General features: G+C 54.4%; 22 protein-coding genes. 11 read left to right on the forward strand and 11 right to left on the reverse strand.

The window, feature by feature from the left end:
• Positions 1–9: 9 nt before the first annotated feature.
• The 6 genes from otsA to ACQG1Y_RS14110 form a co-directional block, all read right to left on the reverse strand.
• Positions 10–1,434, reverse strand: coding sequence for an alpha,alpha-trehalose-phosphate synthase (otsA, locus tag ACQG1Y_RS14085; RefSeq protein ID WP_368740937.1), 1,425 nt, complete (start codon positions 1,432–1,434; stop codon positions 10–12).
• Complete coding sequence (gene otsB, locus ACQG1Y_RS14090; protein ID WP_023303910.1) at positions 1,409–2,212, reverse strand: trehalose-phosphatase; 804 nt, start codon at positions 2,210–2,212, stop codon at positions 1,409–1,411. Before otsB ends, otsA begins: the two co-directional genes overlap by 26 nt.
• 153 nt (positions 2,213–2,365) lie before the next feature.
• Positions 2,366–3,346, reverse strand: a complete 981-nt coding sequence (gene araH / locus ACQG1Y_RS14095) for an arabinose ABC transporter permease AraH (RefSeq protein WP_003859689.1) — start codon at positions 3,344–3,346, stop codon at positions 2,366–2,368.
• A gap of 14 nt (positions 3,347–3,360) precedes the next feature.
• Entirely contained in the window at positions 3,361–4,875 is a 1,515-nt protein-coding gene (gene araG, locus ACQG1Y_RS14100; RefSeq protein WP_023303911.1) for an L-arabinose ABC transporter ATP-binding protein AraG, read from the reverse strand.
• Between the two features lie 71 nt (positions 4,876–4,946).
• A complete protein-coding gene (gene araF, locus ACQG1Y_RS14105) occupies positions 4,947–5,936 on the reverse strand; it encodes an arabinose ABC transporter substrate-binding protein AraF (RefSeq protein ID WP_017384422.1) in 990 nt (329 codons plus the stop codon).
• Positions 5,937–6,252: 316 nt separating this feature from the next.
• Complete coding sequence (locus tag ACQG1Y_RS14110) at positions 6,253–6,810, reverse strand: DJ-1/PfpI family protein (RefSeq protein WP_368740940.1); 558 nt, start codon at positions 6,808–6,810, stop codon at positions 6,253–6,255.
• A gap of 503 nt (positions 6,811–7,313) precedes the next feature.
• Here ACQG1Y_RS14110 and ACQG1Y_RS14115 point away from each other — a divergent pair.
• Together ACQG1Y_RS14115 and ACQG1Y_RS14120 are read left to right on the forward strand one after the other, a co-directional pair.
• Positions 7,314–7,817 carry a non-heme ferritin-like protein gene (locus ACQG1Y_RS14115; RefSeq protein ID WP_017384424.1) on the forward strand — a complete coding sequence of 168 codons (504 nt, stop codon included), beginning with the start codon at positions 7,314–7,316 and terminating at the stop codon, positions 7,815–7,817.
• A 576-nt stretch (positions 7,818–8,393) separates the two neighbouring features.
• Complete coding sequence (locus ACQG1Y_RS14120; RefSeq protein WP_017693227.1) at positions 8,394–9,737, forward strand: anaerobic C4-dicarboxylate transporter; 1,344 nt, start codon at positions 8,394–8,396, stop codon at positions 9,735–9,737.
• An 80-nt stretch (positions 9,738–9,817) separates the two neighbouring features.
• On the opposite strand, the gene ACQG1Y_RS14125 is transcribed toward ACQG1Y_RS14120, so the two are convergent.
• Positions 9,818–10,069 carry a DUF2766 family protein gene (locus ACQG1Y_RS14125; protein WP_003859683.1) on the reverse strand — a complete coding sequence of 84 codons (252 nt, stop codon included), beginning with the start codon at positions 10,067–10,069 and terminating at the stop codon, positions 9,818–9,820.
• A 106-nt stretch (positions 10,070–10,175) separates the two neighbouring features.
• Positions 10,176–10,259 carry a stress response protein AzuC gene (azuC, locus tag ACQG1Y_RS14130; RefSeq protein ID WP_003859682.1) on the reverse strand — a complete coding sequence of 28 codons (84 nt, stop codon included), beginning with the start codon at positions 10,257–10,259 and terminating at the stop codon, positions 10,176–10,178.
• Positions 10,260–10,473: 214 nt separating this feature from the next.
• On the opposite strand from azuC, the gene ACQG1Y_RS14135 reads away from it, so the two are divergent.
• On the forward strand, positions 10,474–11,892 hold the full coding sequence (locus ACQG1Y_RS14135; protein ID WP_017384426.1) for an MFS transporter: 1,419 nt from the start codon (positions 10,474–10,476) through the stop codon (positions 11,890–11,892).
• A gap of 42 nt (positions 11,893–11,934) precedes the next feature.
• Here ACQG1Y_RS14135 and ACQG1Y_RS14140 read toward each other — a convergent pair whose 3' ends face one another.
• Positions 11,935–12,573 carry an RpiB/LacA/LacB family sugar-phosphate isomerase gene (locus ACQG1Y_RS14140; RefSeq protein ID WP_003859680.1) on the reverse strand — a complete coding sequence of 213 codons (639 nt, stop codon included), beginning with the start codon at positions 12,571–12,573 and terminating at the stop codon, positions 11,935–11,937.
• A 245-nt stretch (positions 12,574–12,818) separates the two neighbouring features.
• Here ACQG1Y_RS14140 and yecR point away from each other — a divergent pair, with 245 nt between their 5' ends.
• Together yecR and ftnA are read left to right on the forward strand one after the other, a co-directional pair.
• Entirely contained in the window at positions 12,819–13,157 is a 339-nt protein-coding gene (yecR, locus tag ACQG1Y_RS14145) for a YecR family lipoprotein (protein WP_015570249.1), read from the forward strand.
• A 200-nt stretch (positions 13,158–13,357) separates the two neighbouring features.
• Positions 13,358–13,855 (forward strand): non-heme ferritin, encoded by a 498-nt coding sequence (gene ftnA / locus ACQG1Y_RS14150; protein ID WP_003859676.1) that lies wholly within the window; start codon positions 13,358–13,360, stop codon positions 13,853–13,855.
• 36 nt (positions 13,856–13,891) lie between these two features.
• On the opposite strand, the gene ACQG1Y_RS14155 is transcribed toward ftnA, so the two are convergent.
• Positions 13,892–14,128, reverse strand: a complete 237-nt coding sequence (locus tag ACQG1Y_RS14155) for a YecH family metal-binding protein (RefSeq protein WP_003859673.1) — start codon at positions 14,126–14,128, stop codon at positions 13,892–13,894.
• Between the two features lie 191 nt (positions 14,129–14,319).
• Between ACQG1Y_RS14155 and tyrP the strand changes: the two genes are divergently transcribed.
• Complete coding sequence (tyrP, locus tag ACQG1Y_RS14160; protein ID WP_144427921.1) at positions 14,320–15,531, forward strand: tyrosine transporter TyrP; 1,212 nt, start codon at positions 14,320–14,322, stop codon at positions 15,529–15,531.
• Between the two features lie 316 nt (positions 15,532–15,847).
• Here the strand turns inward: tyrP and ACQG1Y_RS14165 are convergent, their stop codons facing one another.
• Complete coding sequence (locus tag ACQG1Y_RS14165) at positions 15,848–16,516, reverse strand: YecA family protein (protein ID WP_003859671.1); 669 nt, start codon at positions 16,514–16,516, stop codon at positions 15,848–15,850.
• A 411-nt stretch (positions 16,517–16,927) separates the two neighbouring features.
• On the opposite strand from ACQG1Y_RS14165, the gene ACQG1Y_RS14170 reads away from it, so the two are divergent.
• The 5 genes from ACQG1Y_RS14170 (at position 16,928) to ACQG1Y_RS14190 (ending at position 21,903) form a co-directional block, all read left to right on the forward strand.
• On the forward strand, positions 16,928–18,049 hold the full coding sequence (locus ACQG1Y_RS14170) for a branched-chain amino acid ABC transporter substrate-binding protein (RefSeq protein ID WP_048973823.1): 1,122 nt from the start codon (positions 16,928–16,930) through the stop codon (positions 18,047–18,049).
• A 68-nt stretch (positions 18,050–18,117) separates the two neighbouring features.
• The gene (locus tag ACQG1Y_RS14175) at positions 18,118–19,032 is read left to right on the forward strand and encodes an ABC transporter permease subunit (protein WP_003859667.1); all 915 of its coding nucleotides are present in this window, start codon (positions 18,118–18,120) and stop codon (positions 19,030–19,032) included.
• Between the two features lie 11 nt (positions 19,033–19,043).
• Entirely contained in the window at positions 19,044–20,318 is a 1,275-nt protein-coding gene (livM, locus tag ACQG1Y_RS14180; RefSeq protein ID WP_141414733.1) for a high-affinity branched-chain amino acid ABC transporter permease LivM, read from the forward strand.
• Entirely contained in the window at positions 20,315–21,190 is an 876-nt protein-coding gene (locus ACQG1Y_RS14185; protein WP_032671676.1) for an ATP-binding cassette domain-containing protein, read from the forward strand. The genes livM and ACQG1Y_RS14185 overlap by 4 nt, the downstream gene beginning before the upstream one ends.
• A complete protein-coding gene (locus ACQG1Y_RS14190) occupies positions 21,187–21,903 on the forward strand; it encodes an ABC transporter ATP-binding protein (protein WP_017384431.1) in 717 nt (238 codons plus the stop codon). The genes ACQG1Y_RS14185 and ACQG1Y_RS14190 overlap by 4 nt, the downstream gene beginning before the upstream one ends.
• Positions 21,904–21,960 lie beyond the last annotated feature (57 nt).

The raw sequence follows: 21,960 nt of genomic DNA on the forward strand, positions 1-21,960 counted from the left end.
CGGAGAAAATCAGGCGAGTTTAGGGAAGGTCGCGATCTTTTTTTGCAGATCACCTTCCTGAGTTTGCGGCTGGATCGCGCGCAAATCGTCAATAAAACGCGCCTGCCAGCGGTTGATATCATTCTTGACGATGGTCTCCATCATTTCTGAATGACGTGAAATACGTTCCGCAAGCGGCATGGTTAACGCGCGGTTCAGGGCATTTGCCACGTCATCGCGATCGTAAGGGTTCACAATCAGCGCCGAGGTTAACTCGTTTGCCGCACCGGCAAATTGGGACAGCACCAGCACGCCCGGGTCAGCAGGATCTTGTGCTGCTACATACTCTTTTGCCACCAGATTCATCCCGTCGCGCAGCGGGGTGACCAGCCCGACGTCCGCATAGCGGAACACTTTCATCAGGATTTTGCGCTCAAAGTGCTGATTCAGATAGAAAAGTGGAGTCCAGCCGAGCTGACCATAGCGCCCGTTGATGCGCCCTGCTTCGGTCTCCAGCTGGTGACGAATATCCTGGTAAGCCTGAACCTCACCGCGCGAGGTCGGCGCTATCTGGGTATAGCGGATCTTGCCGTGATGCTGCGGGAATTTATCCAGCAGGGTTTCATAAGCGAGGAATCGCTCCGGCAACCCTTTGGAATAATCCAGTCGTTCAACCGAAAAGATATTCTTAACGTGCTTGAGTTCGTCCTTGAGCTGGGCAAGCTTCGGCGGCAGCGGACCAGAGGCCTGCTCGGCGATTTCGTCTGGCTCAATACCAATCGGGTAGACTTCGGTATGGAAATTTCGTCCCCACGCGGTGTGAGATTTGCCGCCGTGAGTGACCAGCCGGGTTTTACCCGACACGCTGTCGAGGAACGCCAGCCTGTCATTTTCCGTCTGGAAACCGAGAAGGTCGTAATTAGACAATGCTTCAAGAATTTCATCATGCTGCGGCAGCGCCGTAAAGATCTCCGGGGTCGGGAACGGAATATGCAGGAAGAAGCCGATCCGGTTCTTCACACCCCGTTTACGCAGCTCCCTGGCGAAGGGCAGCAGATGGTAATCGTGGATCCATAAAATATCGTCTTCTTCGATTAGCGGCAGCAGTTTATCTGCCAGCAGCGCGTTAACGCGCATGTAGCCTTCATAGGATTCACGCTGGAATTTCACCAGATCCAGACGATAGTGGAACGCTGGCCACAGCACGGCGTTTGAGAACTCGGAATAATATTCATCGTAGTCCTTCTCGCTAAGGGCGAAGGAGGCCCACGTGATATTGCCCCGTGACACCTTTTTTAGCGGTTTCTCATCATTACTGATTTCCCCGCTCCAGCCAAACCAGAGACCACCCGCGGCTTTGAGGGCACCTAATACCCCGACCGCCAGGCCACCGGCACTGGCTTTTTTATCATCCGGCGGTGCGATGCGATTAGAGACGACGACTAAGCGACCCATAATGATTTCTCCCGTTGTTTTGCGCTATTTGTTGTTGTTGCTGGTTAGCGACGTCAGATATCCACTGCCAGACGCTGGCGACATTTTCCAGCCGCCATCCGGCAATGGTTTCACCAGATCCCACCTTGACAGACATGCCCTGGGCCTGGTTTACCACCCTGAACCCGGCCTCGTCGGTCAGGTCATCCCCAAAAAAGACTGGCGTACGCCCTTTGAACGGCGCTTCCGCCATAAACGCTGCAATGGCAGCGCCTTTATTAATTCCTGCCGGTTTAATCTCGACCACACATTTACCCGGCTGTAACGCCAGCTCCGGATGGGCTTCCGCCACGCTTCTTGCCACCGCAAATATCGCCGCCTCATGATGGGGCGCCTGACGGTAGTGCAGCGCAAAGGCCATGCCTTTGGCTTCCAGTTCCGTACCGGGAAGCATTTCCAGAGCCGAAGAGAGTTGCGTATGCAGCGCCTGAATCAGCGTGTCGGGGAGTGAAACTATATGCAGTTGATCATGGATATCGCGGCGCTCCGCTCCGTGCACACCGGCCAGCGGAAAGTGATAAGGACTGGCGAGCACGTCCAGCTCGGCCATTGAGCGCCCTGAAATCAATGCCAGTGCCCCCTCGTTCTGTCGGGAGAGCTGCTGCAAATTCTCTAACACCGTGTCCGGTACAACGACGTCATCCGGATGCGGTTCAATCCCGGCGAGCGTCCCGTCGAGGTCAAAAAAGAAAGCAAATTTTCCGGGCAGTACAGGCGGTGCGGTTAACAAGTCAGCCACCCTAATCCTCCTTACAGTGAACAAAACAGCCATGTAAGTATAGACAGTGTGACGGTGCTCGCCATTTGGCAACCGGCCCGTCAGCAAAACTGGCGGGCCGGTCAGGGGGTCAACTATGGTTAATAGTTGAGCATATTGATGGCTAAAAATAAATCAGACGGTACGCTTCGCTTTTTGCTTGTAACGGTCGAAGATCACCGCTGCCAGCAGGATCAGGCCGCGTACGACGTACTGAGAGAACGGAGAAATATTAAGCAGGTTCATGGCGTTCTCCACGGTCCCCAGAATGAGGATCCCCGCCACCACATATGAGATTTTTCCGATGCCGCCCTTGAGGGAAACGCCCCCTAAAACGCAGGCTGAGATGACGATCAGTTCATAACCAATGGAGGTCATTGGCTGGCCGCTGGTCATACGCGACGCCAGAATAATCCCCGCCGCCGCCGATACCAGCCCGGAAAGCACGAAGATAATGATCTTGGTCCGTACGACCGGAACACCCGCCAGACGCGCCGCCTCTTCATTGCCGCCAATCGCCAGCGTGTTACGGCCAAACGTGGTGCGGTTAAGCAGGAAACCGAACAGGATCAAACAGCCTACCGTCAGCCAGATTGGCGCAGGCAGACCCAGCCAGTTGGCATAGCCCAGCGTGAAGAAACGCTCATCTTCAATCCCCACGGCTTTCCCGTCGGAGATGATATAGGCCAGACCGCGCACGATTTGCATGGTTGCCAGCGTCGTAATCAGGGCGTTAATCTTCAGGCGCGCAATGACAAACCCGTTCACCAGGCCGCTCAGCACGCCGAGCAGCAGCCCGGCCAGCACGCCAATCCACAGGCTTTCGGTCATGTTGATCACCACGGCAGTGGTGACGCCAGCACAGGCAATCACCGAGGCAACCGACAGGTCAAAATCGCCGGAGGCCAGGCAGAACAGCATTCCGCAGGCCACCATGCCGGACATGGAGATAGCCAGCCCCAGCCCCTTCATATTGATGAACGTGGCGAAGTTCGGCACAAAAATCGCGCAGGCGACGAACAGGGCAGCAAAGACCACCAGCATGCCGTACTGGTCCCAGATGCGGCCAAAACTGAAAGCCGACTTCGGCGCTCCGGATGTAGTAACAGAAGACATCATTGACTCCTTACTCAGGCGACAGCCTGGCTAACTTTAGGCATGGCGAGACTCAACGCCTGTTGTTCATTCGCCTGTTCATGCAGCAATTCACCGGCAATTTCACCTTCACGCATCACAACAATGCGGTCGGCGACGCCCAGCACCTCAGGCAGATCGCTGGAGGCGAACAGGACCGCCACACCGCGTTTTGCCAGTTCATAGATGACGTTATAGATTTCGTGTTTCGCCCCCACGTCGATACCGCGCGTTGGCTCATCCAGCAAAATGACCTTCATATCTTCCGACAGCCAGCGCCCCAGAATGGCTTTTTGCTGGTTGCCGCCGGACAGGTTCATGATCAGCTGTTCAGCGCCGGGGGTTTTGATGTTCAGCGAACGGATATGGTGATCCGCGTTGCTCGCCTCCCAGCCGTCGTTAATCAGACATCCCGCGCGGATGAACTTGCGCCGGGCAGAGATGTTGATGTTGTCGCGCACCGAGTGCACCGGAATAATGCCCTCGGCCTTTCGATCCTCCGGGCAGAGCATAATCCCCGCGTTAATCGCCTGCGCAGGCTTCTGAATATCGACCTTTTTCCCGTCGACGAAAACCTGGCCCTGGGTTATTCGGGTGCCGCCAAACAGCCCTTTCATCAGCTCGCTGCGCCCTGCCCCCACAAGGCCAAACAGCCCGACGATTTCGCCGCTGCGCACCGAGAGTGAAATGGGCGTGCGCACGCCCGGGGCTTTGACGTTATCCAGACGCAGACGCTCCGGGCCATACTCGCGCGGTTTCCAGTGGTAAATATCCCCCAGATCGCGTCCGACCATCGCCTGCACCAGTTGGTCATGATTGACCTGCTGCATATCGGTGAAGGTGCGCACGTAGCGGCCATCTTTAAACACGGTGATGGCATCGCTTAAGGCAAAAATCTCTTCCATTCGGTGAGAAACGTACAGAATGATGCGGCCCTCTTTGCGCAGCTCGCGGATCACGCGAAAGAGATTTTCTATTTCACGCGCTGAGAGCGAGCTGGTTGGCTCGTCAAAAGCGATAATTTTGGCGTTACGTGCCAGCGCTTTGGCAATTTCCACCATCTGCCACTGGCCGATGGAGAGATACTTAAGGGGCGTTTGCGGATCGACATCCAGCCCAAGGTGCTTGAGCTGCAAGCCCGCTTCATAGTTGAGCAGCGAGCGGTTGACCACGCCGCTTTTATGCGGAAGCTGGCCCAGATAGATGTTCTCCGCCACGGTCATTTCAGGAATGAGATGCAGCTCCTGATAGATGATGGCGACGCCCGCATTTAACGCTGCCGTGGTGTCGGCAAAGGCCACCTCGTCGCCGCGAATAGCCAGCGTGCCGGTGGTGGGCGTGTAGTTGCCGCTGAGAATTTTTAGCAGCGTGGATTTTCCCGCGCCATTCTCCCCCATCAGGGCGTGAACCTGTCCGGCATAGCAGTCGAAGCTGATATCGGTCAGCGCGTTTACACCGGGGAACGTTTTACCGATGCCGCGGAAAGAGAGATACGGATCAGACTGTTGCATAACGACTCCGTGATTCCTGTAGTGTGTACGTCTGGCCCCTCACGGTGAGTGAGGGGCGCAATCACAGCGTATTACTTACCGCCCAGTCCTTTTTTCGCCAGCTCCTCTTTGAAGTTATCGCGGGTGATCAGCACCACATCGGTCACTTCGGTGAATTTCGGCGGCTCAACCCCTTTGGTCACCCAGTTGTAGAGCATTTCGCTGGATTTATAGCCGTGGACATCCGGGCTTGGCAGCAGAGAGCCGTAGAAACCGGTCGCCTGCGCTTTAGACAGTTCGCTCACGGCGTCAACGCCGTTGATGCCGATCCCGATCACGTCCGGTGCTTTAAAGCCCTGGCCTTCCGTTGCACGCACGCCGCCCAGTACGGTGTTGTCGTTCATCCCCACCACCAGCCAGTGCTTCACTTCCGGATGCTGGACGAGCATGGAGTTCGCCGCATCAAAGGCGCCCGGAATATCGTTGGATTTGGTCGGAACTTTGTAGATCTGTTTTTCCGGGAAGCCAGCCGCTTTCAGGGCGTCCATGGACCCGGTAGTACGACGACGGGCGGTGTCCAGCTCGTCAGCGGTAATGGCCATCACGGCGGTCTCTTTGACATCCCAGCCGCGTTTTTGCATCTCTTTGTAGAGCTCCTGGCCCTGACGCTCACCGATTTTAGTGGCCGCCATCATTACCAGCGGAACGGTATCCATCGGTTTACCTTTGGCGTTCACGAACTGATCGTCCACCGCAATCACTTTCATGTCGTAACCGCGCGCTTTCGCGGCAATCGCTGACCCCAGTTTTGGATCCGGCGTACAGATAACGAAACCTTTCGCGCCGCTGGCCGCCAGGCTATCAATGGCGTTCAGCGTTTTCTCACCGTCAGGTACGGCGATTTTAATTACCTCAAATCCCAAATCTTTTCCGGCTTTATCAGCAAATTTCCATTCGGTCTGGAACCACGGCTCTTCCGGCTGTTTAACCAGAAAACCGAGCTTTAAATTTTCAGCGATAGCGGATTGTGACATAACGGCGGCCAGGCCGATGGCCGCCAGCGCTTTAGTAAATTTGTGCATGGTAAACTCCAGCTTTAGCATTCTTATCTGTAGGGAATAATGGCGAACAACTTATTTAATCGGACTTAAAACAAGGCATTAGCGCTTACCTCGTCATAAGCGTTATTGCTGGAGATAGTTTTAGCGGGAAATTAATCATCCATAAGAGAGCGACATCACACCGCAGAATTACAGTAATTGCGTACATAAATTCAGCGAAAAATGACATAAAAAAGGACCTAATTGTCCTACAAATGGAAGGGAGTTAAGCAGGATTATCCATAAGGTCAGCTAAGAAATCCCTGTAACCCGGACGCCTTAGCGCCCGGCAGAAAAATTACCAGCGGTAATAGATGTGTTCAGCATGATCGCGCACGGGGGCGTCGTCACCCAACAGACGAGCAGAGAGCGCCAGCGCAAAGTCAAAAGCGTGCCCCAGCCCCTTGCCGCTGATGAGGTTATTATCCTCAATGACCGGCGCATCCACATATACTCCCTCATCAACGCTCTGCCAGAGATCGCCGGAACAGACGTAGCGACGCCCCTTCAGTAGCCCGTTACCGCCCAGCACCCGCGCGGCCGCAGAGCAGATTGGGCAGATGAGTTTGCCGTGCTCGTCATGCGCGGAAACAAAGCGGAGCACCTGCTTGCTAGCCGCAAGATTGACGCTCCCCTGCGGCCCACCGGGCAACACGACTGCGTCATACAGCGTATTAATGCGCTCCGTTAACGTACTGTCAGCCACCATGGGGATATTGTGGTAACTCACTACCGCACGGGACTCCGCACAGGCCAGCGTCTCCACCTCAATCTGTAAACGCCGCAGAATATCAATCGTGATAATCGCTTCTGCTTCTTCAAAACCGGGTGCCAGCAGCACCGCAACGTTAGCCATCATAAACCTCAACGAATGAAAAGATGTAAAACAGTGTTTCATTTTCACTCTTTATCAGATCACAATCTTGCGACGCGATCACAGAACCGTATATTGAGTGAAAATTGATTTAGCTCAAATTTGATACGACAGGATATATTTGCAGATATTATTTCTGATTTAACACTTTTACAGAATTTCCCGCCAAAGAACGTTTCCTGAAACGATAAAAATGAGCGATATTAATTTCACACCCATTAAAATCAACAAGTTATATTAAATACAATCTCTTAACCCTCTTTCTATTCTGGGCTATATTTAAATTTGTAATGTATGGTAAACACAGCCTTATTAAGAGTTTTCTTAAGTCAAAGAGAAGCGTATGCTTATTTAAATCGAACACAGGAAGTGAATTTTCGAGTTTTTTACCTTGCAGAAATCTATTTCTGCCATTCAATCGTCAATACCTGCCGGGTCAGGTTAAGTAGCGGACATCAAGTCCCACAGTCAATAAGGATATGAGAATGACTACCCAAACGATGATGCAAAAACTGAATGCCCAGATGAACCTGGAGTTTTATGCTTCAAATCTGCATCTGCATTTGAGCGCGTGGTGTTCCAGAAAAAGCCTCAACGGCACTGCCACCTTCTTTCGTACTCAGGCGCAAAGTAACGTCACGCACATGATGCGCGTCTTTAACTTTTTGAAAGCTGTCGGGGCAAACCCTACCGTCAAAGAGCTTGAAACGATTGAAGATAATTACACTTCTCTGGAAGAACTGTTTCAGAAAACGCTCGAAGAGTATGAGCAACGCTGTGCGAAGCTGAGCAAACTGGCTGATGAAGCCAAAGCGCAACGGGACATCATTACCCTCAAGTTTTTACGTGATATGGACAGAGAGCAGCAGCAGGATGGCATGCTGCTGAAGACGCTCGCAGATGAAATCCGCAACGCGAAACGCGCGGGGATTTGTCTGGAGCAGACGGACCGCCATCTTCTCGACATTGCTACCGTGCAACACCACTAAGTCCTTCACCCGCTCCCGTCAGGGCTGAGAGTTCCCCACAAAATAATGCCTGCACAGACGGCCCCCTCTCCCTTGAGGGAGAGGGCTGGGGTGAGGGGGAACATACGGCTCTGGTGGTCATTCCGTTCACTTTATGTTCCTTGCTACTCTGTCACGGCATAACCGGTGAACGTGCCAGGGTGGCTCAGTCGCCACCACCCTGGCGACCCGGGCTTCCGGCGGAAAATCGCCGCTTCGCGGTACCTTCGGCTTATTCCTTCCGGCTTATCGGGGACGGGCGGAGGTAACATCCCTGTAAAGCCCGCCCTCTCGGCGCATCCCTGCGCCTCGCCCCGGCCTACAGGAAACGCCTCAGCGATTTACAGCCGGACCGAGGCATCGCTGAAAGCCTTCAGTTATTCTGAAGGCAACGTTATCGCTTTTGCTTTCAAATTACTGGGGATCCCTCAGCCCGTCAGGGAGTGGGTACCAACTCCCTGCTTTTGCTGACATTTAACAAATCAGATCTTGCTCCCAATGAATAACCATACATCGTGTAATGATTTGTTTAATTACATTCATTAACGAGGGAGCATCATGATCACCATTGAGTTTATTGTCATTATTCTCTGCCTGCTGATAGGCACCCGCTTCGGCGGGATGGGCCTGGGGCTGATAAGCGGCATCGGCCTGTTTGTTTTGAGTTTTGTCTTTGGTCTGCAACCCGGTAAACCGCCGGTTGACGTGATGCTCACGATCCTCGCCGTCATCGGCTGTGCGGCCACGCTACAGACCGCCGGTGGCCTGAATGTAATGATGCAGTTTGCAGAGCGCCTGCTGCGTAAACATCCCCAGCACATCACCCTTCTCGCACCGTTTACCACCTGGATGTTGACCTTCCTGTGCGGGACCGGGCACGTCGTCTACACCATGTTTCCCATTATCGCGGATATCGCTCTGAAAAAAGGCATACGCCCGGAACGGCCGATGGCGGTGGCCTCGGTGGCATCTCAGATGGCGATCACCGCCTCCCCCGTTTCCGTGGCCGTCGTTTCGCTGGTCTCGATTCTGGGTGCGCAGCACGGTATCGGCCACGCATGGGGGATCCTTGAAATTCTTGCGGTCTCCGTACCGGCCTCACTGTCTGGCGTCGCCATTGCGGCACTGTGGAGCTTACGCCGCGGGAAAAACCTCGCAGACGATCCTGAATTTCAGGAAAAGCTGAAAGATCCGAAACAGCGGGAGTTTATCTATGGAGGAACGGAGACGTTGATGGATCAGCGCTTCCCGAAACAGGCCTACTGGTCCACGTGGATCTTCTTCGCCGGGATTGCCGTTGTGGTCCTGCTGGGTGCGCTGCCCGAGCTGCGTCCGGCGTTTGAGATCAAAGGCAAAATGACGGCCCTGTCGATGAACCTTGTCATTCAAATGATGATGCTGATCGCCGGGGCCATCATGCTGATGACCTGCAAGGTGAATGCGTCGGCCATTTCAAACGGGGCGGTATTTAAGGCGGGGATGGTCGCGATTTTCTCGGTGTTTGGCGTGGCATGGATGAGCGATACCTTTTTTCAGGCGCATCTCGACGAGCTGAAAATGGCGCTGGAGGGGGTGGTGAAGAGTCATCCCTGGACGTATGCCATCGTGCTGTTCCTGGTATCAAAACTGGTCAACAGCCAGGCTGCGGCCTTGACCGCGGTCGCCCCGATGGGGTTGATGCTGGGCATCGATCCGAAAATGCTGGTGGCCTTCTTCCCGGCATCCTACGGCTACTTTGTGCTGCCCACCTATCCGAGCGATCTGGCCTGTATCGGATTCGATCGCTCCGGCACCACCCGCATCGGTAAATTCATCATCAACCACAGCTTTATTCTGCCGGGGCTGATTGGCGTCAGCTGTGCCTGCGTGGTGAGCTATCTGCTGGTGCAGACGTTCTTCTGATCCTTCTGCGGGCGACAGGCTCTGTCGCCCTTCGACGTAAAAGCAGAAAAGAGTTTCTAATTTTAAAACATCGGTTTATTTTAGTGTGACTCACCCTGCGGTGTGAAGCGGAGTTCAATCAGCGCAATCGCTTTCTGGATCGCGCGGAGCGTAACCGGGTCCGCCGCAGCAGGATGGTTGGTGAAATCGATGTTTTTCAGCTGGGTCGACATCTTTTCGCGTACCTCAACCGGCGCGATAACGTCAATCACATCAAGGATTTGTTTGATAACCAGCTGGCAGGCGACGACGTCAGATACCAGTTCCTGATCGGCGCTCAGGTTTTGTGACATGGGGTTCTCCTTATTCAAAGGCCGCCATAGTAGCAAAACAGACGCCCTTCCATCTCCCTCTCGTCGTCCGCAGACATAAAAAAACCTGCCGAAGCAGGTTTTTTTATCAGAACATCGCACCCGGTGGGACGTCTTTAAACGTTGTGCAGTAGTTTGCCCACATGCTTTTCAGGATTTTGCGCAGTTTCATTATGTTGCTCCAGTAACGTGTTATGCAGGTGTTATTGTCAATACGCTTATAATATGACCACCATCACAAAAATCAACCATTTTGTGACCTGCATCACGGTTATTAAACCCTCAGTGCTGCTGGTTTGTTAAAAAAAGCCATGATAAATCCGCACGTTACAGGCTTATAAATTCCAGTAAATGTTTATAAAATTTTTTGAGCGGGCAGGAAGAGAATGAGTGAAAACGTATCCGGCAAAGAGAGCCGTGGATTATCGCCTGCGGCGCTGCTGGTGGCCGGTGCTTTCTTTATGGAGTTTCTGGATGGGACGGTGATCGCCACCGCGTTGCCGGATATGGCAAAAAGCTTCGGCGACCAGGCGGTGGATCTGAATATCGGCATCAGCGCCTATCTGATCACCCTGGCCGTACTGATCCCCGCCAGCGGCTGGATCGCCGACCGCTTCGGCGCGCGAAAAGTGTTTGCCCTCGCGCTGGCGATCTTCACGCTGGCCTCGGTATTTTGCGGCCTGTCCACCACGCTCGATCAGTTCGTTGCGATGCGCGTCCTCCAGGGCATGGGTGGCGCGCTGATGGTGCCCGTAGGTCGCCTGGCCGTGCTACGCACCACGCCAAAACATCAGCTCATCACGGCAATCGCCACCCTGACGTGGCCTGCGCTGGTCGCGCCGATCATCGGCCCACCGCTGGGTGGGTTCATTACCAGCTATGCCGACTGGCGCTGGATCTTCTTTATTAACGTGCCGCTGGGGATAATCGCCATTTTGCTGGCACTGCGCATCATTCCAGACCTGCATGAAGATACACGCCGACCGTTTGATTTACCGGGTTTTGTTGTCACCACCCTTGCTATGGTGAGCCTGGTTTATGCGATGGAGTTGATGGGCGCAGAGCCTCTGCGAACAGGATTAACCGCCACGCTGTTTATCGTCGGTGTCGTCGCCTTAAGCCTGGCGCTGCGTCACTTTAAGCGGGCAACCTGGCCGATGATCAGGCTCGATGCGATGCAGGTGCCGACGTTTCGCGTCACCCTGTACGGCGGATCGCTGTTTCGCGCCTCCATCAGCGCGGTTCCGTTCCTGTTACCGCTGATGTTCCAGGTCGGCTTTGGCATGGACGCGTTCCATTCTGGCCTGCTGGTGCTGGCGGTTTTCGTTGGCAATCTCACCATTAAACCGGCGACGACGCCGCTTATCCGCAGCCTGGGGTTTAAGCGGCTGTTGCTGATTAACGGTGCGTTGAATGTCCTGGCGTTGCTGGCCTGCGCGTTTCTTACGCCGCAGACGCCCGCGTGGCTCATCATGCTGATCCTTTATCTGGGCGGCGTGTTCCGTTCGATTCAGTTTACAGCCATCAGTACGTTGGCTTTTGCGGATGTGCCATCGGCGCAGATGAGCTATGCCAATACTCTGTTTTCAACCGCAACGCAGCTTGCCGTGGGGCTTGGGATCACGCTCGGGGCGATTGGTATTCGTATCGGGGAAAAAGTCAGTGAGGCGATGGGGATTGCCGGTATGCCGGGAATGAGCTTCCGGCTGGCATTTGTGGCAATCGCGCTGATCTGCCTGGTGGGAATGGTTGACACGCTGCGTCTGACTAAAGATGCGGGCAGCGCGGTCTCATCGAAAAAGTAACGCTATCTGCCGGGCAGGCAACGCACCGCCCGGCAAAGTAAATCAGCCAACAATACCGCGCACGAAGGCTTCAATCTCTTTGTCCTGGCAGTTCTCGAAGAAGCACTGCTGGAAGCGCTGGCCTGATACGGCGGTTTTAACCAGCTCAGGATCGATTGCTCGCAGGGTATCCAGATAGTTTTCTTTCACCACCGCCGCTTTCACCTGGTTCAGGATCCCGGCGTTACGCACCTGCGGCTCTTTACGCTCTGGTGGATAGCCTTCGCCATTGCGTCCGGTAAACGCTTTCTCAAAGATAAAGCGTACGTTCAGTTCTGCCCCCCAGCCGAAGCCCTTCGCAAACGGCAGAGAAAGCGCGTTACCGTTGTTGATTTGCGCAAACAGGAAAGCATCCGCAGGATCGATGCAGTAACCGCAAATCACACCCGGATGGATGTTCAGGGACATCAGCGCGCCCTGCCCGGTACCGCAACCGGTAACAACAAAATCAACGGCTTTAGCGTTAAGCAGAATGCTCGCCATGATGCCCAGGTGAATATAGGTGAGATGATGATCGTTCTCATCACTCATACCGACGTTATAGACCGGAAAACCTTTCTCATCAGCAACGGCTTTCAGCTCATTAAGGATGATGGGATTCTTAGCGGCCTGGCTGTTTTCCATCATCAGTGCAATTTTCATCTTGTCTCTCCTGAATGCATGGCGGGCGATCCCGCTGTGGATACCTTTTCAACTTAACCTTACTATCAAACAAACGCACTTTCAAATTAAGTGAAAACTTGTTTTAAAAAACAAAGATGCGCTCACAATTTCGCGCGGTGGCCCGGCTCGTTGCACAGTGAGAGGGCAGATCCTCCGGCTATTCCAGCCATTGCGTACCATCGCGTTGGTTACAATGGCGTATTTCCCGTCACGCAGAGTGAACCATGAAACGTGTAATCATAGCCGGAACGATCCTGTTGCTCGCCGGGTGCAGTATCAACCGTCAGGCAGAAGTCAGCAGTACGGATGCCCCAAACGGAATTGTGCGCCTCGACTATGGCCAGGCCATGCTGCAAAACGCCTGGTCTGATGAGTATGTTAATAACGGTACGGCAACCAAAGCCTGTCAACATATGGGCTACGCCACTGCGTCAGCCTACGGGCAGCCAATTAAAACCTGCACCCTGATCAGCGGTTCACTCTGTCTGAACGAAAGTGTGACCATTCAGTATAAATGTCAGGGATATGCTGTTACCTCTTCCAGCCAGAATCCGTGGTATTAACCGCTACTGCCAGTCACGCTGGCAGTTTATTTAATAAGAACTAAAACAATTCTCATTAATAAATATAAATGGCGGCAATGCGTTTTATTCCCATTCGTATTTTTAATAAAGAAATATTTATTTTACTTTTTGCAAATAATTAAATAACAAATTATAGTGTCGCTCATCGTGAACCAGAATTAATAAACCGGAGCTGCACCATGTTAAAAACTGAAATGATCGACAAGCTCAATGCGCAAATGAATCTTGAGCTTTTTTCTTCCCTGCTTTATCAGCAGATGAGCGCCTGGTGCAGCTATCACAGCTTTGAAGGGGCGGCCGCCTTCCTGCGTCGTCATGCCCAGGAAGAGATGACGCACATGCAGCGTCTGTTTGATTACCTGACGGACACCGGCAGCCTGCCGCGCATTGATAACGTGGCATCGCCTTTTGCCGAATACGGCTCTCTTGATGAACTGTTCCGCGCCACCTATGAGCATGAACAGCTGATCACCCAGAAAATTAATGAACTGGCTCATGCCGCCATGACCAGCCAGGATTATCCAACCTTTAATTTCCTTCAGTGGTATGTGGCTGAACAGCACGAAGAAGAGAAGCTGTTTAAATCCGTGCTGGATAAATTATCTCTGGCAGGTAAATCCGGGGAAGGTCTGTACTTCATTGATAAAGAGCTGTCGACGCTCGATACCCAGAATTAACAGAAAAGCGGTGCTGAGTTTTCAGCACCGCATTATTTAATGGCGGCAGATTTTACTTTCGTGAGTGGAAAATCCGTCTGCTGCTGGAATGAATTTTCCGCGCGCCGCCAGAAACGCCACCAGCTCCGCGGCCGTCATCTCCGAAGCTGAACAGGTATGGAAACGCGCCGCTTCGCCAAAGCGGGCATGTATCGCCTCAACCAGACTCTCCTCCGTATAGCGCTCACCTGACTCAATCATCATATTCAGCACGTCGTGTCCGTGAATTGACATGGTTACCTCTCGCAAATAAAAAGCAGACTAAACGTTCCCTCTACGGCACGCTTTGCGCTGGCGCAGGTTACCCTTTTCTTTTTGTAAATTAATTATTACACCCTATGTAACGGTGATTTGACGAGATGGTGCTTTTCCCTTACTCTGCGCCGCAGAATGAGTCGCGGTATGGAAGCGTTGTAGAGGAAAGCGTGAAGAACAGAACTCTGGGAAGTATTTTTATCGTCGCCGGAACGACAATTGGCGCAGGAATGTTGGCCATGCCGTTGGCTGCCGCCGGCGTCGGGTTTGGGGTTACCGTAGTGCTGCTTGGCGGTCTGTGGGCCCTGATGTGTTACACCGCGCTATTATTGCTGGAGGTTTATCAGCATGTCCCTGCCGATACTGGCTTAGGCTCCCTGGCTGCACGCTATCTTGGACGCTACGGGCAGTGGATCACCGGTTTCAGCATGATGTTCCTGATGTACGCCCTGACTGCCGCTTACATCAGCGGCGCCGGGGAGTTGATTGCGTCAAGTATCAATGACGGCTTCGGTGCGTCGCTTTCACCTGAAACAGGCGCCATTGTCTTTACGCTGATCGGTGGCGGCGTAGTTTGCGCGGGCACATCGCTGGTCGATCTGTTTAACCGTTTTTTGTTCAGCGCCAAAATTCTCTTCCTGATTGTGATGCTGGTGCTGCTGGCACCGCATGTGCACAAGGTTAACCTGCTCTCCCTCCCGCTGGAGAAAGGTCTGGCGCTTTCGGCCATCCCGGTTATTTTCACCTCCTTCGGTTTTCACGGCAGCGTGCCGAGCATCGTGAGCTATATGAACGGTGATATTCGCAAGCTGCGCCGCGTCTTTGTTATCGGCAGCGCCATTCCGTTGATTGCTTACCTGTTCTGGCAGCTGGTGACGCTGGGAAGTATTGATTCCAATACCTTTATCGGCCTGATGGCAGAGCATTCTGGTCTGAATGGATTCCTGGTTGCCCTGCGTAACGTGGTGGCCTCTTCACACGTGGAGCTGGCGGTACATCTGTTTGCAGACCTGGCGCTGGCAACCTCCTTCCTCGGCGTGGCGCTTGGCCTGTTTGACTATATGGCGGATCTGTTCCAGCGTCGCAATACCGCTGCGGGACGCTTACAGACGGGGGCGATGACCTTCCTGCCGCCGCTGGCCTTCGCGCTCTTTTACCCGCGCGGGTTTGTGATGGCGCTGGGGTATGCTGGCGTGGCGTTATCGATTCTGGCCCTGCTGTTGCCTTCCCTGCTGGCGTGGAAGAGCCGCCAGCAACATCCGCAGCAGGGGTATCGCGTAGCGGGCGGTACGCCAATGCTGTGCGCGGTGTTTGGTTGTGGGGTGATGATTATTCTGGTGCAGGTGCTGATTGCAGCGGGAATGCTGCCGGAAGTGGGATAACTTATTTATACAGGTCCTGAGGTACTGTTCCGTTCACCTTAAGATCTACAGAATATAATTTTTTCACAGCATGTGAACGGGATAAGGGGGCCGCCGCGGCCCCCTTATCAATCCCCGCGGCCCCGCGGAAAATCGGTGCTTCGCACTGTGCTCACCTCCCGACCATCTGCCTGCGGTCGGCTCAACTCGACATCCTGTCTCGATTCGCCTCTGGCCGCCATCCATGGCGTCCAGCCCTTGTCATCTGGTCTCCGGTTCGCCGATTTTAGCGGGGACTCAACACCCGTGCCCCATTCAGGCCACAGTAATTAATGATTTAATGCAGGCAGCAGCTTTTAAACTTCTTCCCACTCCCGCACGGGCACGGATCGTTACGCCCCACCTTCGACCCGTTAACGATCGGCTTTTTCGCTTCCGGCTGCTGCGGGTTAGCCACCCAGTAGTTATACAAACGCAGCGCCGCAGGCTGAATGCTCTCGATGCTGGCCATGTACTCCTCTTCGGTCAGCGCATCCAGCTTCTCGCTGTTCTCTTCCGTGCCGTGGAGGGCAATCACCGCCAGGTCCGCTTCCAGCGCTTCCGGCAGGGATGACCAGTCCGTCAGCGCCACGCCGCGCATGTAGCCATAGCACCACTCTTCCACCACGGTATAGCTCTGACCGTCAACGTCGTTATAGCCAAACAGCGGTTCAAACTGATCCGGGTATTCGCTCAAACGCTCGGCAATATCGTTCATGTGCTTAAAGCAGAGATCGATAAAACGGTTCATCTCACGATCGTTTTTCCAGCGCGGAATATATTTCTCACCACCCCAGACCGCCACCAGCCAGGTGTCGGGCTCCACCACAACGGGACCGGAAAGTACTGCGGTAAGCATGCCGTCCAGTTCGGACACGTCAATCACGGATGCATCGTCGTGACCGTAAGAGATTAATGTCTCTTCCAGCCACGCCATCTCGCTTTCATTTAATGGGCCTTCAGCCATTGCTGATACTCCTAATAAAAAAAACGATCCTGACATATATCGCCGCGCGTGCCTATCTGAAGTTTAGGTCTTTATTGCTGCAAAAACGTGCAAATCGTGACCGTTGCACAACTTATGGGCTTTGTTGTTAAGGAGATGTGATCTTCGCTGTAAATTCATCTCATCCCGCAAAGGCGCATAAAACGGCGCTCTATACTCAACGTGTTGTGACCCGGTCAAGGGATTAACCATTCTGGCAACCTTTTTGCTTAATGTTCTGCGCGCTTCGCGGTGCGTGGGATCCTCGCCGTATTAAACATGAGATTGCTTCTAAAGTGCATTTTGTTCTCGCTCTTGTTTTTGGATTTACGATGCCATCAGGCGTTCGGGTTTATACCTGGTGCAAAAACCTCTTTGCTAAGGAACATAATAATGTCGCTGAAATTTACCAAAACTCCCCTCACCCTGGTGCTGGCCGGTTGTCTGGTTACGGCCTTTTCCGCGCAGGCCGATATCGTCATCGGCGTGGCCGGGCCGTTCACAGGCCCGAACGCAACCTACGGCGATCAATACTGGCATGGCGCTACGCAGGCGGCGGAAGACATTAACGCCGCCGGCGGGATCAACGGTGAGAAAATCAAACTGGTTCAGGGCGACGACGCCTGCGAGCCCAAACAGGCCGTCGCCGTTGCCAACCGCTTAGTCGATCAGGATAAGGTGAAAGCGGTCGTCGGCCACTTCTGCTCCTCGTCGACCATGCCCGCCTCCGAGGTCTACAGCGATGCCGGGATCCTCTCCATCACCCCCGGCTCGACGAACCCACTAATTACCGAACGTGGCATGAGCGACATATTTCGCATGTGCGGACGTGACGACCAGCAGGGCCAGGTCGCCAGCGATTTTATTCTTGATAAGCTGAAAGCCAAACGGGTGGTCATCATCCACGATAAAGACACCTACGGTCAGGGGCTGGCGGACGCCACTAAAGCGGCGCTGGCGAAACGCGGCGTGAAGGAGGTGATGTACGAAGGGTTATCCCGCGGGGAGAAAGACTTTAATGCGCTGGTGACCAAAATCGGCGCACAAAAACCGGACGTGGTGTTCTTCGGAGGCTGTCACCCGGAAGCGGGCCCGCTGGTTCGCCAGATGCGTGAACAGGGCGTGCAGGCGAAGTTCTTCTCGGGAGACTGTATCGTCAATGAAGAGATGGTCACCGCCGCTGGTGGGGCGCAGTACACCAACGGTATTTACATGACCTTTGGTAAAGATCCGCGCCAGATCCCGGACGGAAAAGCCGTCATCGAGAAATTCCGCGCCGGTAAATTTGAACCCGAGGGATACACCCTCTACGCCTACGCGTCTGTGCAGGCTATCGCGGCGGCATTTAAGGCCACGAAAGGGACGGATTCCGCAAAAGCCAGCGAGTGGCTGAAGGCCAACCCTGTCGACACGGTGATGGGTAAAAAAGCCTGGGACAGCAAAGGTGACCTCAAAGTCTCTGACTACGTGGTCTATCAGTGGGATGACAAAGGCAAATATAAAGAAGTGCCATAACGGGACGGAATCTGCTCAGCGCCGGCAGGTCTGACTGTCGGCGTAACCCTTTATTCAGGTGCGCGACCATGAGTACATTCTTCCTGCAACAATTAATTAATGGCTTAACGCTGGGTTCGGTCTACGGTCTTATCGCCATCGGCTACACCATGGTGTACGGCATCATCGGTATGATCAATTTCGCCCACGGCGAAGTGTATATGATCTCCGCCTATCTCTCGGCCATTGGCCTGGCCCTGCTGGCGTTTTTTGGACTCCACTCCTTTCCGCTGCTGATCCTGGGGACGCTGGTTTTCACCATCGTGGTCACCGGGGTTTACGGCTGGACGATTGAGCGCATCGCCTATAAGCCGCTACGCAACTCGACGCGTCTGGCGCCGCTGATTTCGGCCATCGGGATGTCGTTGATACTGCAAAACTACGTCCAGCTCAGCCAGGGCCCGCGCCAGCAGGGCGTGCCGACCATGCTGGATGGCGTGCTGCGTTTTCACCTCGGCGAAGGGTTTGTCCAGATAACCTATACCAAAGTCTTTATTCTCATCGCCTCGTTCGCGGGCATGCTGGTGCTGACCTGGATTATCAACCGTACCCGCTTAGGACGCATGTGCCGTGCGGTGCAGCAGGATCGTAAGATGGCCTCCATCCTGGGTATCAACACCGACAGAATTATTTCGCTGGTGTTTGTTATCGGCGCAGCCATGGCCGGGCTGGCGGGCGTGCTGATCACCATGAATTACGGCACCTTTGATTTTTACGTCGGGTTTGTTATCGGCATCAAGGCCTTTACGGCGGCGGTGCTGGGCGGCATCGGCTCTCTGCCCGGTGCGATGCTTGGCGGGCTGATTCTGGGCGTCGCAGAAGCGCAATTCTCCGGGATGGTGAACTCGGATTATAAAGACGTGTTCTCGTTTGGATTGCTGGTCTTAATTCTGATCTTTCGTCCTCAGGGGCTGCTGGGCCGCCCCGTCGTGGCTAAAGTGTAAGGAACAACGCGATGACCTCTGACGGTTTTTCCCTGAAGCGCTGCATTCTGGACTCGATTTTTTCCGGAATGATCGCCCTGATTATTTTCGGCCCGATTGCGGGCGTGATACTGGATGGTTACAGCTTTACCTTTGACGGCCAGCGGCTGGCGTGGATTGTAAGCACGGTGATGGTGGGACGCTTTTTACTGAGCGCCTTTTCAGCTACGGCGGCCGGAAGACGTTTACAGGCGCGGTTTGAATCCAACAATGCGGGGGTGTATGTCCGGCCGCCGGCGTATAAAAGCCGCATGCGCTGGATCATTCCGCTGATTGTCACGCTGGCGATCTGCTTCCCGTTTGTGGCCACTAAATACGTTCTGACGGTTGCCATTCTCGGACTGATCTACGTCCTGCTCGGTCTTGGGCTGAACATTGTTGTTGGCCTGGCAGGGCTGCTGGATCTGGGTTATGTCGCCTTCTATGCCATCGGCGCTTACGGGCTGGCGCTCGGGTATCAGTATCTGGGGCTTGGGTTCTGGAGCATGCTGCCGCTGGCGGCGCTAATGGCCGCGGGCGCGGGCGCCCTGCTCGGCTTTCCGGTGCTGCGCATGCACGGGGATTATCTCGCCATCGTCACGCTCGGGTTTGGCGAGATCATCCGCCTGGTGCTGAACAACTGGCTCACCTTCACCGGCGGGCCTAACGGCGTTTCAGCCCCTGCCCCGACCTTTTTTGGTCTGGAGTTTGGCCGACGCGCCAAAGAAGGCGGCGTCCCCTTCCACGAGTTCTTCGGCCTGACCTATAACCCCAACTTGAAGTTTATCTTCATCTATGCGGTGCTGTTCCTGGTAGTCATGCTGGTGCTGTACATTAAACACCGGCTGACCCGAATGCCCATTGGACGGGCGTGGGAAGCGCTCCGTGAGGATGAGATTGCCTGCCGTTCAATGGGGCTAAATCACGTTCTGGTCAAACTCTCGGCCTTCACCCTGGGCGCATCGACGGCAGGTATCGCCGGGGTGTTTTTTGCCACCTACCAGGGGTTTGTTAACCCGACCTCTTTCACCTTTTTTGAATCGGCCCTGATCCTCGCCATTGTGGTCCTGGGCGGGATGGGCTCCACCGTCGGCGTCGTACTGGCCGCCTTTGTGCTGACCGTCACGCCGGAACTGCTGCGCAGCTTTGCGGAATATCGCGTGCTGCTGTTTGGCATGCTGATGGTGGTGATGATGATCTGGCGTCCTCGCGGTCTGATCCGCATCAACCGCAGCGGATTTGCCGTGCGTAAAGGAGTGGCGCCATGAACGCAACGATTTTACGTGTAGAACATCTGATGATGCACTTCGGCGGGATCAAGGCTTTAAACGACGTCAATCTTGAGGTGCAGCGCGGCTCCATTACCGCACTCATTGGGCCTAACGGCGCGGGAAAAACGACCGTCTTTAACTGCCTGACCGGTTTCTACCGGGCCTCCGGCGGCAACATTCTGTTCAATGCACGAAATAAAACCACCAATGTCATTCAGGTGCTCGGCCAGAAATTCCAGCCGGGCGACTGGCTCAACCCGGCGCAGCTTGGTCAACGCCTGTTCTATAAGATGTTTGGCGGCACGCATCTGGTGAACCGCGCGGGTCTTGCGCGCACGTTTCAGAACATCCGCCTGTTCCGCGAGATGTCCGTTGTGGAAAACCTGCTGGTGGCACAGCACATGCGCGTCAACCGCAATCTGCTGGCGGGGGTGCTGAACACCCCTGCGTATCGTCGGGCAGAAAACGATGCGCTGGACCGGGCGTTTTACTGGCTGGAGGTGGTGGATCTGGTGGATTGCGCGAACCGTCTGGCCGGGGAAATGTCCTATGGCCAGCAACGACGCCTCGAAATCGCCCGCGCCATGTGTACCAGCCCGGAGATGATTTGTCTCGATGAACCTGCTGCCGGCCTGAACCCGGTGGAAACGCACAAGCTGAGTGAGATCATCCGGTTCCTGCGCGACCACCATGACATCACGGTTTTGCTGATCGAGCATGATATGGGGATGGTGATGGGCATTTCAGATGACATCATTGTGCTCGATCATGGCGATGTGATTGCCAGAGGTAAACCGGCTGAAATCCAGCACAATGAAAAAGTGATTGCCGCGTATCTGGGCACCGACGAAAGCGAGGTAAATCTGTGAGCGAACCGATGCTTCAGTTTCAGGATGTGGATGTTTTCTACGGGGTGATCCAGGCGTTGAAGCAGGTTTCGCTTGAGGTTAACAAAGGGGAAACCGTGGCCCTGATTGGCGCTAACGGCGCGGGGAAGTCAACATTACTGATGTCTGTCTTTGGTCAGCCCCGGATCCGAAACGGGCAGATCCTCTTCTGCGGCGAGGATATCAGCCACAAATCCACCCACTATGTTGCCACCGGTGGCATCGCGCAGGCACCTGAGGGACGACGCATTTTCCCGGATATGTCTGTAGAAGAGAACCTGCTGATGGGGACAATCCCCGTCGGCAATCAGCATGCAGCGGAAGATATGCAAAGCATGTTCGACCTCTTCCCCCGCCTCAAGGAGCGACGTAACCAGCGGGCGATGACGCTCTCCGGCGGTGAACAGCAGATGCTGGCTATCGCCCGCGCGCTGATGAGCCGTCCTAAACTTCTGCTGCTGGATGAACCCAGCCTCGGCCTCGCGCCAATCGTGGTTAAACAGATTTTCCAGACGCTGCGCGAACTGGCCCGTAACGGAATGACGATTTTTCTGGTCGAGCAGAATGCGCACCACGCGCTGAAGTTGTCCGACCGCGGCTATGTGATGGTTAACGGGCAGATTCGGTTAAGCGGCAGCGGCGAGGCGTTGCTGAAGGATCCGGAGGTGAGGAAGGCGTATCTGGGTGGCGTGTGAAACGAAAAGGCTATAGTGAGAAAAACTCACAGTGATTGCGATTATTAATCGTTTTTC

Origin of the sequence: Enterobacter cloacae complex sp. 397G4 (genome assembly GCF_050031515.1) — a bacterium.
Taxonomy (GTDB): Bacteria; Pseudomonadota; Gammaproteobacteria; order Enterobacterales; family Enterobacteriaceae; genus Enterobacter; species Enterobacter hormaechei_C.